Source organism: Lacipirellula limnantheis (assembly GCF_007746075.1).
Taxonomy (GTDB): Bacteria; Planctomycetota; Planctomycetia; order Pirellulales; family Lacipirellulaceae; genus Lacipirellula; species Lacipirellula limnantheis.
Map to the genome: position 1 here is coordinate 3764680 of NZ_CP036339.1, position 14570 is coordinate 3779249.

Here is a 14570-nt window from a genome sequence, read left to right on the forward strand (position 1 = left end):
TGATCGATTCTAAGTCCAATATTTCCCCTCGCGGAGTTTCGTAACGCGACGTGTCGTTTCTGCTTCCCACATTGCTGACGTTTGGCTTGCCGCTGATTGCGGCGCCGCTGGTGATCCATCTGATCAACTTGCGGCGGCACCGACGCATCGAGTGGGCGGCGATGGACTTTCTGTTGGAAAGCCAGAAGCGAAACAAAAAGTGGATTGTGCTGAAGCAGCTGTTGCTGCTGCTGTTGCGGACCCTGGCGATCGCGGCGGCGGTGCTGATGCTCGCGGGGCCGGTGGTGCGGTCGACATGGGCCGGGCTGTTCGGCCGCGGCGTGACCCACCATCTTATTCTGCTCGACGACAGCTACTCGATGGCCGATCATTGGGACGAGACCTCGGCGTTCGATCAGGCCAAGCATGTCGTCTCCGCCGTGCTGGAGCAGGCGCGCGGGAAGAGCGAGAACCAACTTGTGACGCTGCTGCGATTCTCCGAGGCGCGGCAACTTGCCGCCGGAGCGGGACCCGAAATCGATCGCCGCCCTCTCGACGGCGAATTGATGACTCAATTGGAACGAATGCTCGACAAGATGGCTCCCTCGGAAACCGACGCCGGCCCCATCGAGGGACTGCAGGCCGCGACCCGCCTTCCCGAGTCGACCGACGGCGAAACCCGGATCGCGTATCTGATCACCGATTTCCGTCTGCCGCAGTGGGAGGAGCAGGCGCAGATTCGGCAGCTAATGGGAAGACTCCGCGAGCGCGTCGGCGATTTGCAACTGGTGCAGACCGTTTACGAGGAACGCCCCAACTTGGCCATCACCCGCCTGGAGCCGGAGTCGGGGATTCGCGCCGCCGGCGTCGAGACCTGGATGGAATTGACCGTCGCCAACTACGGCGCGTCGCCGGCCGCAGCGGTGACGGTCGCCGTGGAACAAGACGGCAATCGCCTGCCCGCCGTCGAGATCGACGAAATTCCCGCCGGCGAAACCGCGACGCGGCGCTTCCGGGTGACGTTCCCTACCGCGGGGCCGCACGAATTGACGGCGGCGTTGGAAAGCGATGCCGTCATTACGGACAACCGACGCTATTTTGCGGCGGATATTCCGCCGGTCTTCCCGGTGTTGGTGATCGACGGCTCGCCCGAAGGCGACGACGGCTACTACATGCGGACGGCGTTGAGCCCGGGCGGGAAGAACGTCGGCGGCTGGAGTCCCCAGGTCGAACCGCCGAGTTTCTTGCGCAATCACGACGCTCTCGGCAACTACGCGGTGATCGCACTGTTGGACGTGCCCCGGCTAGACGATACCGAGGTGGAGGTGCTGGAATCATTCGTGCGTAGCGGCGGCGGACTGGCGATATTCGTCGGACCGCAATCGCAGGCGCCGTTCTACAACGAGCGCCTCTTTCACGACGGCGAGGGGCTGCTGCCGGCGCCGCTCGGCGTCCCTTCGCAGCTGCTCCGCGATTCGGCCGACGGGCGGCCCGACGTGAGCGTCGCCGATCATCCGATCTTCCGCGTGTTCGCGGGTCAACGGAACAGCTTCCTCTCGGTGGCCAACGTCGATTTCTACTATGCGCTCGAGCCAAATTGGCAGGCGCCGGAGAAGGGCGACGTCAGCACCATCGCCAAGCTGCGCAACGGCGCGCCGCTAGCGATGGAGAAGAAGTTTGGCGACGGCCGCGTCGTCGTCCACCTCGGCAAGCTGGCGCCGTCGCCGACTGATCAGGGGATTTGGAGTAACTGGAGCCTGAATCCCGTGTTCCCCATCTATGCGAACGAACTGGTCGGTTATCTGTCCGCGACGCGGCGGCGCTTTGACGTGCGCGGCGTTGATGCGCCGATCAAGCTGACGCTCCCCGAAGCGGAGTATCAGCCCGAGGTGAAGGTCCGCGCGCCGGGCGTCAGCGACGGCAACGCCGCGTCAATCGTCGCGGCCGCGAAGGATGGCATGTACCAGATCACCGCGCCGGGCAAACCGCAAAGCGGCGTGTGGCGTTTCGAGCTGACGACTCGCGACGGAAAGCTGCAAACTCGCTATATCGCGGTCAACGTGCCCGTCGGCGAAGGGGAATTGGCAATCGTCGATCAAAGCGAGTTGGCCGAACGGCTGCGGGGCGTCGAATATCGCTACTCGCTCGCGACCGAATTCTCCGAGACGGACGACGAGTTGGCTGGCTACCGACTGGGAGACGCACTGCTGTACCTGCTCGCGGGTCTTTTGATCGCCGAGCAGCTGTTCGCCGTGTCGGCTAGTTATCATCCAGTCGCGGCGAGGAGCGCCGCATGAACATCTGGCAATCGCTCTTCGTGCTCGCGCAGTCGGAAGTCGCCGCTGAAACGGCTTCTCCTGCCCCCACGCCGACGGGCCCCGAACTCGTTGCCTACCGCTTTGGCCGTCTAGAGCAGATCGACGATCCTCGTTGGCTGTGGCTAGGCCTGGCGGTCGCCGCGGTGCTGCTCGTTGCGTTCGTGGCCTGGCAATACCGACGCGAGAGCGCCGCCTTGCCGCGGTGGGCGACATTCGTGCTCGGCGGCTTGCGATTGGCGGCCTTCGCCGGGGCGATCATTTTCTTTTTGGAACCGCTCAAACGGACCGATCAAGAGATAGTCACAGAGTCGCGCGTCGCCGTGCTCGTCGACGCCAGCCAAAGCATGGCGGTCGAGGACGAGAAGGCGGGGGACGACGCGGGGCTGAGTCGCAGCGAGGCCGTCTTGCGAACGCTGGAGGACTCGCCGCTGATCGAGGAGTTACGCAGTCAACATGACGTGACGGTGGCGGTCTTCGACGCCGACGTGCGCCGCATAGCGCAATGGAAACGCGAACCAGCCGCGACCGGCGGTCGCGAACCGTCGCCGAAAAAACCTGCCTCGGAATTGACCAGCGAAGGGGAGGGGGCGGGTGATGCCGACCGCGACCAGCGGTCGCGGCTTGCTGAGGCGTTGAAACCGATTGGGGCCGAGACGCGGCTGGGCGATGCGCTGGCGGCCGCGCTGGCGGATCAAGCGGGCGGGTCGTTGGCTGGCATCTATACATTCTCCGATGGCGGGCAGAATCTTGGCGTCGATCCGCTGGCCGTCGCCGACGCGGCGGCGGCGGCCAAGTCGCCCATCGTCACCGTGGGCGTTGGTTCGACGGCGCCGCGACGCAACTTGCGGCTGCAAGAATTGATCGCCCCGTCGCGGGCCTATCCCGAGGACAAGGTGGCGGTCCGCGCGCTCGTTCAGGGCGAAGGATATGCAGGTCGTACGTTCGATGTAGAACTTTACGCCCGCGAGGGCGAGGGCGCGGCGCAGGTCCGCATCGGGCAGGAGCAAGCCGTGCTCGAAGCGGACGGCGAAACGGTTCCGGTGGAGTTCGACATCGAGCCTGCCGCGATCGGTCGGCTCGAACTCGAAGCCCGCATCGTCGCCCCTCCTGACGACCAGTACGGCGACGACAACGCCCGCACGGCGGAAATCGACGTCGTCGAAACGAGCACGAAGGTGTTGTTGATCGCCAGCGGAGCGACGCGCGACTATCGCTTTTTGCGGAATCAGCTGAAGCGCGACCGACACGCCAACGTCGACGTCTGGCTGCAGATGTCGCCCCCTGGGATATCGCAGGACGCCGACAAGGTGCTGCAGGCGTTCCCCTCCACGAAGGAAGAACTGTTCGATTACGATGTGATCGTCGCGTTCGATCCCGATTGGACGCAACTCGACGCCCAGCAGGTCGACCTGTTGGAGCAATGGGTCGCTGAAGAAGCCGGCGGACTGATTGTCGTGGCGGGGCCGGTTCATACCGCCAGCTGGGTGCAAAGTCCCGAACATGCGAAGGTTCGGGCGCTCTATCCGGTTGAGTTCCAACAGCGCATGACGCTGCTCGACGACGGGCTCTACGGTTCGCCGACGCCATGGCCCATCGAGATGACGCGCGAAGGGATGGAAGCCGACTTTTTGTGGCTCGGCGACACGCCGGAAGAGAATCGGGCTCGATGGAGTCGCTTTCCCGGCGTCTTCGGTTGCTACGCCGTGAAGGGGCCGAAGCCTGGCGCCCAGGTGTATGGGCGATACAGCGATCCGGAGGCAGGAATATCGGTCGAGCGTCCTGTTTACTTTGCCGACCAGTTTTACGGCTCTGGCCGCGTGTTCTACATGGGCAGCGGCGAACTGTGGCGGCTGCGCACGCTCGATCCCGGCTACTTCGAACGGCTCTACACTCAGCTGGTACGGCATGTGAGCCAAGGTCGGCTTTTGCGCGGCTCGTCCGTGGGGCGCTTGCTCGTGGAACGGGACCGATATTTCGTGGGCGACACGATTGTCGTTCGTGCTCAACTCAGCACGCCCAATCGCGAGCCGCTGGTGGCGCCGCGAGTCTCGGCGCGAGTGACCGGACCGAACAATCAGGGCATGAACGTCGACTTGATCGCGGACGAGAGTCGCCCCGGAAACTTTGTGGGGCAATTCACCGTCTCGAACGAAGGGTCGTACCGCATCGAGCTCGCACTGCCGGAACAGGCGGACGAGCCGTTGGTGAAGCGGATCACCGCGACAGTCCCGGATCTTGAGTTTGCCGAGACGCGCCGCAACGAGGAACTGCTGACGGCAATTGCCGCGCGCTCAGGGGGCAAATATTACGCCAGCCCGCAACTGGCGGCGACCGGCGACAGCGCCCTGCCGCCGGCGGGAGAACTCATCGAGAGCCGTGCCGAGACGAAAATACTGCGCGGCAAGCCTGACGCGGCATTTGCCGAAGCTCTCAACCGGGCGTTGCTCGGGGTGATTTGCGGGGCACTTTGCGCCGAATGGTTGCTGCGGCGGTTACTGAAATTGGCCTGAGAGAAAGAGCTAGCCGCAGAGAGCACAGAAGAGACGGAGAGAAGACCAATGCAAGCGAAAGAGACTGACGCGTTCATGCTTCCTTCGTGATCTCTATTCTGTGTGCGTTAACTGAATCTGATCGAGCTTTGCTGAATGTCGGCTGCTGCCTTACCCTTCGAAGTTCCACATCCGGTCGCCCAAAAGGTGGCGCGACTACGGCGACTCGTGCGCCTCTACAGCCTGGCCGAGGGGGTGGCGGCGCTCGCGATCGTCGCTGGACTCGGCTTTTGGCTCGGCTTGGCCATCGATTGGCTCTTCGAACCGCGGCCGGCGTTGCGGGCGGCAATGTGGGGCGTCGTCGTCGCGACCGGCGCCTTTGTCGCTTGGCGATACATCGGACGACGGCTATTGGCGCCGTTGCCGGACGACAGCTTGGCGCTGCTCGTCGAGCGCCAGTATCCGCAGCTGCGCGAAGGGCTGGTCACGACCGTGCAAGCGGCGCGGAGCTGGAGCGATTGGGAGGGTGAACGTCCCGCCAATCAGGCTCCGGGCTCGCTGTTCGGCGGCAGCCGGGAAACCCCGCATGACGGGGCGAGTCGCGAATTGCTCACGGCGGCGAGTCGCAACGCCGCGGCGGCCATGCCGGAGGTCGCCCTCCGACGCGTGTTCGATATGCGACCGTTGGCTCGCAAGGGAATCGCGGCAATCGGGCTGCTCGCGGTGACGGCGGTCTTCGCCATCGCGCAGCGGGGGGCGTTCGACTTCTATCTTGAACGGCTGGGCCTTAGCGAGCAGCTCTGGCCGCGTCGCGTGCAACTCACCGTCGTCGGTTTCGAGAATCGCGAGACGTCGCCCGTCATCAACGTCGCTCGCGACGACGACTTCCCGCTTTCGGTGCTGGCGTCGGTCACGAACGGACACGTGGCGCCTGACGAAGTGGAGATCCGCTGGCGACGTCCCAGCGACGGCGGACGCGGGAGCGGGCCGATGTTGAAGATCGGCGAGGCGGCGCCGGGCCGCGACGACGCTCAGCAGTATAGCTACACCTTCAAGGTGAGCAGCGATCTGGAGTTCGACGTGATCGGCGGCGACGACCGCATTCGCAATCTGCGGCTTCATGCCGTCGAGCGACCGGCGATCACGCGCGTCTGGTTGGAGGTCGATTACCCAGCCTACATGCGTCGCGAACCACGCTCGATCCCCGTCAGCGGTCGGGCCGAGCTCCCGGAGGGGGCCGCCGCTGTGTGCCGAATCGAAGCCAACAAGCCGTTGACGGCCGCGACGGTTCGCGATTCCGTCGAACAGTCGGACCTGCCGGCGACGATCGACGCGCAGAGCCGCGATACATTCAGCTTTGAGATCCCGGCGGCGGCGCGAGATCGCGTCTTCGCGATTTCGTTGCGTGACGCTGACGGGGTGGAGAATCGTGATCCATTCCGGTTGCCGCTCTCCGTGACGCCCGACCAGACGCCCGAGGCGTCGGTGCAGCTGCGCGGCATCGGCGCGGCGATCACGCCGCAAGCGAGGATCCCGCTCGCCGGGAGCGTGACGGATGACTACGGCCTGGAAGAAGCCTGGTTCGATTACGCGATTGACGACGCGCCGTCGAGCCGTCGACCGTTGCGGACGCAGCCAGACGGGGCGACGAATCTGGCGATGACAGAGTCATTCGACCTCGCCGAGTCGGATCCGGCGACGAAGCAACCGCTGGTCGCGGTTCAGCCTGGACAAAAACTGTCGCTCTCGATCAAGGGGCGCGATGCCTACGATTTGGGAGACGAGCCTCACATCGGCGGCAGCCAGCGGTTTGTGCTTGACGTGGTCACGCCCTCGGAACTGCGGGCAATTTTGGAAAAACGAGAGCTGGGACTGCGGCAGCGTTTTCAGGCGATCTACGAAAAAATGGTCGGCGTGCGCGAACTGCTTGACCGCATTGATCTTGCCGCGGCAGGCTCCGGCGCAGACGATACTGCAGGCGCCGCGGAGGCCGCGGCGGCGCCGTCGGCGAGCGACGCCAGCGAGGCGTCGGCTGAAAATGAGTCAGAACGAGACGGAGACGATCCCGCGCGAGTACGCCAGCGCGACCTATCGCGCGTCGGCGGCGCGCGACAAAGTGCGACGCAGCTGGCGTTTGAGACGGCCGGCATCGCCGGGGGCTTTGATGAGATCGTCGCCGAGTTGATTAACAATCGGGTCGATACGGAAGAATTGAAGGAGCGACTGGAGCGCGGCATTTCGGAGCCGCTGAAGGAAATCAGCGGCGAGCTCTTGCCCGAGTTCGAGACGCGCCTCGAATCGCTGGAGCAGGCCTACCAAGCCGGCCCAGCGGAGGCGGCAGAACCGCTAGCCGCGGCAAAGGCTGCCGCTCAATCGGCTGAAGATGCCATGAAAGCCGTCCTTGATCGTATGCTTGAGCTGGAAGAGTACAATGAACTAGTCGAATTGCTCCGCGGCATCGTCAAAGATCAGGAGCAATTGAAGGAACGCACGCAGCAAGAGCAACGAGACAAGCTCAAAGGTTTGCTCGAGGACTAGGACCACGACGCCATGCCCAGCCCGCTTCGACGTTGGCGACCGCTGATGGCGGCGATGTTGATCGCCGCCGCGGGCCATGCTTTCGGGACAGTCAGGCTGGCGGTAGCGCAAGAAGCGGCGCCGGCGACCGCGGCGGCTCCCGAGGCCGCCGGCAATGAGAGCCTTGCCGAAATCGAGGCGCGGCTGGCCGATCGTTACGCCCGCCTTGAAACGCTCGTCGAGCGACTGGCCGAACTTTCGCGTTCGACCCAACCGCGACGGGCGACGCTCCTTCGGCAGCTGATCTCGCAGAGCCGCGACCGCGATGTGACGGGTCAGTTTGAGAAAGTGATCGCGGCCCTGGAGCAAGAGAGTTTTTCTTCGGCAATCGATGGTCAGGCCGCGCTTGAAGTCGAATTGAATAAGTTGCTGGAGCTCCTGCTGCAAGAAGATCGCGACAGACAGATTGACAGTGAGCGGAAGCGAATCGGTCGCTACCTGCAAGAGGTCAACCGGCTGATTCGGATGCAACGCGGAGTCAAAGCGCGTACCGACGGCGGCGACGAGGCCCAGGAACTCGCCGACGATCAACAGCAAGTCGGCGACAAAACCCGAGAACTCGGCGATGAGGTCGAGGAGGCGGAGCAGACTGCCGCGGAGAAGGCGGCGAGCGAATCGCCCGAAGCCGGCGGTGAAAATTCCGGCGGCAAACCTGACAAAGGCGAATCGCCCGAGGATGGGGAACCAAAGGCGGGCGAGGCCAACGAGGCGGAATCGAAGCCGGCCGATTCGGAGGTGCCTAAGCAACCGGAAGCGGCCGAACCCAAATCTGGCGAGCCAACGCCAGGAGACGAAGCTCAACAGGAATCAAGCAAATCGGGCGAGAACAAGCCCGGCGAAAGTCCTGCGGATCAGGGAAAGCCCAGTGAGGGAAAGCCCAGCGAAGGCAAGCCTAGTGAAGGCAAGCCCAGCCAAGGTTCTCCACCCGAATCGTCTGGGGAGCCAGGCCAGCCAAGCGAATCTGGCGGGGAGCAACAAGCGGCCGAACCGCCGCCCGACAATCCGATGCAGCGCGCGGCCCAAAAACTGCGACAGGCCCAGCAGCGGATGGAGCAGGCGCAGCAGAAGCTCGAAGAGTCGCAGCGCGACGGGGCCGTCGAAGATCAAGCGAAGGCGGTCGAAGAACTGGAGCAAGCCAAGGCGGAACTTGAGCGGATTCTTCGCCAACTTCGCGAAGAAGAGTTAGAACGAATGTTGGTAATGCTGGAAGCCCGCTTCCGCAAGATGCTCGACGCGCAAGTCGAGGTCTACGACGAAACGAAGAAGCTCGACGCCGCGACCGAGAAAGCGCCGGAGCACGAAATGGAGATCGCCGGCGGGCGCCTCGCGCGCAAGGAGACGCTGATCGTGCGCGAGGCGGACCGAGCGCTGCTCTTGCTGCGCGAAGACGGCACGTCGACGGCGTTTCCCGAGGCGATTGAACAGGCGCGCGACGATATGGCGTCGATTGCCGAGCGGCTTCGCGAGACGCACGTTGACTTGATTACGCAAGGACTTGAGGAAGACGTCATTGCGGCGCTGGAGGAAACGCTGGCGGCGCTCCAACAGGCCTTGAAGGATCTGCGCGAGCAGAAAGGACAGCCGCAACAGGGCCAGGGGCAGAGTCAGCCGGGGGAGAAGCCCTTGGTCGACCAACTGGCCGAGTTGCGTATGATTCGGTCGCTACAGGTGCGCGTCAACAAACGAACCCAGCAGTACGGCGCGATGATTGAAGGCGAGCAAGCCGAGGAGGCCGACTTGCTCGAAGCCCTCGACGGGCTAGCGCTTCGCCAGCAGAAGATTTTTCAAGCGACGCGCGAGCTGACCACGAAGGAAAACTGATGCTGCCGCGTTACCCCTTACTTCGCCGCTCGATCGCCCTCGCGCTGACGATAGGCGCCGCTTGCGCCGTCAATTCGCTCGCGGTCGTTCGCGCCGAAATTGCATTCGAAGCGAGTTGGCAGCCGCCGAGCTATCAGGTCGTCCGCGAACAAGTGCTGTCGTGGCTCGAAGAGGCCGATTTGCAAACGACGGCCGAGGCCAGCGTCCGGCGGCTTTGGCCAGCGCGGCCGCCCGAGTCGCTGGATGCGAGCCAGGTTCTCGATCTCGTCGCCGCGTCGTTGGCCGCCTCGTCGAGGGAAGCCGCCGATCTGGTCGCCGCTTGCAACGCAGCTTATAAAGGTCCGGCGGTGGCGGACCCTGAATGGTTAAGCGATCCCGAGGTCGCGCCATTAGTGCGTCACAATCTGCGGCTCTACTACGCCCGTTGGCTCGCGCAGTACGGTCTGTACGACGAGGTTCTGCACCACATCGGCGATCTTCGTCCTCAGGACGTCGTCGATCCGGCGTCGCTGCTCTTCTATCAGATGGTGGCCTACCATCAACTCGTGCGCCCGGACGACGCGCGTGCGGCGATGGTTCAACTGCTGGAGCGCGACGACGCGCTGCCGCGACGCTTCCAGCAAGTAGCGCAGCTGGTGGAGCGCGATCTCGCAGGGTTGGAAGACGAGTCGCTCGATCACATTGCACGGCGGATGCACGACATTCGCCGCCGTTTGGCGTACGGTCGCGCCGGCGTGCAGGTGCAGGAAATCGAGCAGGGGGTGCTCGATTCGCTCGACAAGAAGATCGAAGATTTGGAAAAGCAGCAGCAACAACAGCAGGCGTCGGCTTCCGCGGGAAGCGGCGGCGCACAACAGCCGGCGCAAGGCATGCAGGACAGCAAGATCGCCGAGCTGAAGGCGCCGATGCAAGTCGATCGCCGGGACATCGGCAATAAGTCGGGCTGGGGAGATCTACCGCCGAAGGAGCGTGAGCAGGCGCTGCAGCAGATTGGCCGAGAATTCCCCGCTCACTATCGCGAGCTCGTCGAGCAATATTTCCGAGAGCTCGCGAACGAACAGAATCCTACCACCGCCGAAAAGTAACTCGGCGGAGACTGCCGCCGGCCTTGAGACTATGACGAACTTGATCGCCATTTGTGCCGTTGTACTGGCCGTCGCGGGGAGCGACGCCGCTGCCGACGACGCTGCCTTCACGAAGCTGGACGGCAAGGTGATCGTCGGCGCGCTCGTTCATTGGAAGGGCAACGATCTCACGGTGCAAATTGACGGCGGCGAACAAAAGGTCTCGTCCGCAAATCTCCTCGACGTGGCATGGTCGCGCGATGCCGCAACGTCGGCATCGGAGCGGGTGGTCGAACTGATCGACGGTTCGCGACTCGCCTACGCTGAGTTTACCGTCGCGAAGCATGTCGCCTCATTTCGCCTCGCGTTCGCCAAGCAGGTCGTTAAGATTCCCACGGAGCGGATTCGCCGGATCGAATTGCTGCCCGCGACGGAGGCGCTCGACTTGGTCTTGGCTGAAATCGAGAAGAAACAGCCCGCCGGCGATTCGCTCGTCATCGTCAAGCGGGAGACCGCGGCGATGGATTATTTGAGCGGCGTGCTAGGCGACGTCACTGCCGAGCAGGCGGAGTTCGAATGGGATGGCGATCGCGTGCCGGTCAAACTGACCAAGATCGCAGCGATCGTGTTCTACCATCCGAAGGCGGCTAAGGTCCCCGCGCCCTTGTGCCGAGCAACGCTCGTCGAGGGTTCGATCGTGACGGTGCGTCAGGCATCGATCGAAGGCTCGCAACTGACATTGCGGACGGGAGCCGGCGTCGATCTGCGCGTGCCGCTGGACCAACTGGCACGGCTCGATTTTTCGACCGGCAAGATTCAATACCTGAGCGAACTCAAGCCGACAAGCGTCCGCTGGTCGCCGCGAGTTGCCATTCCCAAGGACGCGACGATCATCGCCAACCATGGGATGCCCCGTAACAACGTTTCGTTCGCCGGTTCGTCGCTGTCATTGCTGTGGCACGACGACCCGCTTCCCGCACGACGTGATGTCCGGACGTATTCGCGCGGCGTGGCTCTGCGCAGCCAGACCGAGGCGACCTACCTCGTTCCGGAGGGGATGACGCGGTTCATCGCTACGGGGGGAATCGACCCCGCGACGGCGGGGCAGGGAAACGTCACCCTGGCCATCCGCGGCGACGGGCAGGTTCTGTGGGAAGGGGCGATTGACGGGCACGCGCCGCCGGTGGAAATCGACGTAGAATTGGGGGCGGCGCGCCGCTTGCAGTTAGTCGTCGATTACGGCGAGAACCTCGACTACGGCGACCGCCTTCACCTCGTCGAGGCTCGCTTCACCAAATGAACTGCCGTTGCCCGATCTTGATCTCCGCCTTGCTGTTGAGCAGCGCTGCCGCGGCGCGCGGCGCCGTGACGCCCGATCCGGCGGTGCTGGCGGCAGAAGCTCAACGCGCTGCGGCGATTTCCAAGGCCTCGGCGGCGACCGTGGCCGTCTTCGATTCTGCCGGCGCGGGAGGGGGATCGGCCGTCCTGATCTCGCCCGATGGATTTGCCGTGACGAACTTCCATGTCACCTCGCCCTGCGGCGCCGCGATGAAGTGCGGGCTCAATGACGGCAAGTTATATGACGCAGTGATTGTCGGCATCGATCCCGTCGGCGACGTGGCGCTTATCCAGTTGCTGGGCCGTGACGATTTTCCGGTCGCTGAGATTGCCGACAGCGATGCCGTTCGCGTCGGCGACTGGTGCTTTGCGGCAGGGAACCCTTTTCTGTTGGCCGACGACTTTACGCCGACCATCACCTACGGACTAGTTTCCGGCGTGCATCGCTATCAGTATCCCGCGGGAACTCTGCTCGAATACACCGACTGCATCCAGACCGATGCGGCGATCAATCCGGGTAACTCGGGCGGACCGCTGTTCGACGCCGAGGGGCGGCTGATTGGCATCAACGGCCGCGGCTCGTTCGAGAAGCGCGGCCGCGTCAACGTTGGCGTCGGCTACGCGATCTCCATCAATCAGGTGATGCGCTTCGTCCCGATGCTCAAAAGCGGACGAATCGTCGATCATGCGACGCTCGGCGCTACCGTCTCGACGGAGGAGGGGGGCGTCGTCGTTGACGACATCCTCGAAACGAGCGATGCGTTCCGACGCGGGTTGCAATACGGCGACAGCATTGTGCGGTTCGCCGATCGGGAGATCACCACCGCCAATGCACTGAAGAACGTCCTGGGAGTTTACCCGAGCGGCTGGCGAGCGCCGCTGACCTACCGTCGCGAGGGTCAGTTGTTCAGTACGCAGGTCCGCCTGATGGGCGTGCACGACGAATCGGAGCTCATTGAACTCGTTCAACATGAGGCCCAGCAGCCCTCCGAGCCCCATCCCGGCGGACCCAAAGAAGAGCCGCAGGAGAAGGGCCCAAAACTGCCGACGCCGGGGCTCGATGGACTGTTGAAAAAGCAGAAGCTGCCGGCGGCGATCGTCGGAAAGTACGAAGCGCGTCGCGGCTATGCGAACTACTGGTATAACGAACAGGCCCAGCAGCGGCTCTGGAATGGCTATGTCGAACGCAGCGCCGTGGCGAGAATCGGCTATGACTGGAAACTGTCGGGAAAAGTCGAGACCGGCGGTGCCTTTGAGCTGACCACCTCGCCCGAGCGCGCCGAGTTAACTCTGCCGACGGGACACTCCGGCGCCATTTTCACGGGCGACCTGTCAGGCCAATTGAGCCCCCCGCGTTCCGGCGGGTTGTTGTTGGCCATCAACGCGTGGCAGCGATTCGTCGACAAGGGGCTGCGGCGCTTCGGCGAAATCTATTATCTCGGCAAGCTGCCGCACGGGCCCGACAACCGCGTTGAAGACTGTCTGGTCGGCTACTTCGACGGCATGGAAACTCGGTTCTTTTTCGCCGAGAACGGCGATCTTTCGGGCCTCGAACTATTCGCGGCCGACGACGCCGACCCGTGCGAGATCAGCTTTTCCGATTTCAAGGAATTCGCAGGCCGTCGCCTCCCGGGGCGCTGGCTAATACGGCACGCCGAGCAGCCGTTCGCCGAACTCGTCGTGGAGACATGGGACATGGACGGCGTCTCGACGGACGCGCCGCTCCAGGACGGAGCCAACTAGCCATGTGCGCGCCGCGCGACCGTTTTCTATCGTTGTTCCTTTCTGCGCTGGCTGTTGCGAGCTTTCCGACGGCGCTCACAGTCATGCCGCCTATCGCTGCGGCGCGGTCGCTGCATGATTCGATCCGCGATGCGCAGCGCAAGGTCGTCAAAATCTACGGCGCTGGCGGCGTGAGCGGACTGGAGGCCTATCAGACCGGAATTCTGATTTCCGCCGAAGGACACGTTCTCACCGTGCAGAGCTACGTCCTCGATACGGACGAGCTGGGCGTTGTGCTCGACGACGGGCGAAAATTCACGGCGGACATCCTGGGAGTCGATCCGGTGCGTGAGCTCGCCGTCCTGAAACTGCCCGTCGAGGACGATGCGCTGCCCCACTTCAACCTTGCCGCCTCGCCGGCAGCGAAGGTGGGCGATCGCGTGTTGGCCGTCAGCAATCTGTTCAACATCGCCGGCGGCGATGAGCCGGTGAGCGCCCTGCAAGGGGTGGTAAGCGCAATCTCCCCCCTCGATGCCCGGCGCGGCTCTCATCAGGCCAATTACCATGGCAATGTCTACATTGTCGACGCCGCGGCGAATAATCCGGGAGCCGCAGGCGGCGCCCTCGTCAACTGGCGCGGCGAACTGCTTGGCCTGCTCGGCAAGGAACTGCGTAGCAGCGCCACCGGAGCTTGGCTCCATTACGCGATTCCTGTCGATCAATTTGTCGCGTCGGTCGAATCGATGGAGAACGGACAGACCGTTGCCGACTCGGCGGCCGATTCGCCGAAGGCGACGGACCCGCTCTCCCTGGGCGATGTGGGCATTGTTCTGGTGCCGGATATTCTGCCGCGTACTCCCCCTTATATTGACTCGGTCGTCGATGACTCGGCTGCGGCTCGCGCAGGTTTGCGCCCCGACGACTTGCTCGTGCTCGTCGAAGGCGAGCCTACGGCATCGTGCGCGGCGGTGGTTGATCAGGTTGGTCGGCGCGAGAGCTTTGATGACGTGCGGATTTCGGTGTTGCGCGCGGGTCAATTGATCGAGTTCACGCTCAACGCCGAACCCATTGAGTCGCCCGACCCGGCCAACGAACAACAGGGCCCCGACGACGAGAACGTCGCTCCCGACGAGAGCGATGCTGTGAACCGCGACGAACCAGCGGACGAACCGGATGCCGAGCCGTCAAACGCCGAAGACGTCTCGGTCGACAATCGCGACGGCTCGTCGACTGACGGCAATGACCGGCCTGTGGAGTAACTG

At 63.7% G+C, this 14570-nt stretch carries 8 protein-coding genes; all 8 read left to right on the top strand.

The window, feature by feature from the left end:
* Window positions 1–50: 50 nt before the first annotated feature.
* The 8 genes from I41_RS14520 to I41_RS14555 all read left to right on the top strand — a co-directional run bounded on the left by I41_RS14520 (window position 51) and on the right by I41_RS14555 (window position 14567).
* On the top strand, window positions 51–2276 hold the full coding sequence (locus I41_RS14520) for a BatA domain-containing protein (protein ID WP_145433494.1): 2226 nt from the start codon (window positions 51–53) through the stop codon (window positions 2274–2276).
* Window positions 2273–4807: a hypothetical protein gene (locus I41_RS14525; RefSeq protein WP_145433496.1), complete on the top strand. Its 2535-nt coding sequence runs from the start codon at window positions 2273–2275 to the stop codon at window positions 4805–4807. Before I41_RS14520 ends, I41_RS14525 begins: the two co-directional genes overlap by 4 nt.
* A 135-nt stretch (window positions 4808–4942) precedes the next feature.
* Window positions 4943–7324: a DUF4175 domain-containing protein gene (locus I41_RS14530; protein ID WP_145433497.1), complete on the top strand. Its 2382-nt coding sequence runs from the start codon at window positions 4943–4945 to the stop codon at window positions 7322–7324.
* Between the two features lie 12 nt (window positions 7325–7336).
* Window positions 7337–9184: a hypothetical protein gene (locus I41_RS14535; protein ID WP_145433499.1), complete on the top strand. Its 1848-nt coding sequence runs from the start codon at window positions 7337–7339 to the stop codon at window positions 9182–9184.
* Window positions 9184–10269 (top strand): hypothetical protein, encoded by a 1086-nt coding sequence (locus I41_RS14540; RefSeq protein WP_145433501.1) that lies wholly within the window; start codon window positions 9184–9186, stop codon window positions 10267–10269. The genes I41_RS14535 and I41_RS14540 overlap by 1 nt, the downstream gene beginning before the upstream one ends.
* A 31-nt stretch (window positions 10270–10300) precedes the next feature.
* A complete protein-coding gene (locus I41_RS14545; protein WP_145433503.1) occupies window positions 10301–11548 on the top strand; it encodes an NPCBM/NEW2 domain-containing protein in 1248 nt (415 codons plus the stop codon).
* Complete coding sequence (locus I41_RS14550) at window positions 11545–13329, top strand: S1C family serine protease (protein WP_145433505.1); 1785 nt, start codon at window positions 11545–11547, stop codon at window positions 13327–13329. The genes I41_RS14545 and I41_RS14550 overlap by 4 nt, the downstream gene beginning before the upstream one ends.
* 83 nt (window positions 13330–13412) lie before the next feature.
* A complete protein-coding gene (locus I41_RS14555; RefSeq protein WP_145433507.1) occupies window positions 13413–14567 on the top strand; it encodes a S1C family serine protease in 1155 nt (384 codons plus the stop codon).
* Window positions 14568–14570 lie beyond the last annotated feature (3 nt).

Bases quoted from the DNA above. Each gene is read 5' to 3' on its own strand.
- I41_RS14545 (WP_145433503.1), top strand. From the start codon at position 10,301: ATGACGAACTTGATCGCCATTTGTGCCGTTGTACTGGCCGTCGCGGGG.
- I41_RS14535 (WP_145433499.1), top strand. From the start codon at position 7,337: ATGCCCAGCCCGCTTCGACGTTGGCGACCGCTGATGGCGGCGATGTTG.
- I41_RS14540 (WP_145433501.1), top strand. From the start codon at position 9,184: ATGCTGCCGCGTTACCCCTTACTTCGCCGCTCGATCGCCCTCGCGCTG.
- I41_RS14525 (WP_145433496.1), top strand. From the start codon at position 2,273: ATGAACATCTGGCAATCGCTCTTCGTGCTCGCGCAGTCGGAAGTCGCC.
- I41_RS14530 (WP_145433497.1), top strand. From the start codon at position 4,943: ATGTCGGCTGCTGCCTTACCCTTCGAAGTTCCACATCCGGTCGCCCAA.
- I41_RS14550 (WP_145433505.1), top strand. From the start codon at position 11,545: ATGAACTGCCGTTGCCCGATCTTGATCTCCGCCTTGCTGTTGAGCAGC.
- I41_RS14555 (WP_145433507.1), top strand. From the start codon at position 13,413: ATGCCGCCTATCGCTGCGGCGCGGTCGCTGCATGATTCGATCCGCGAT.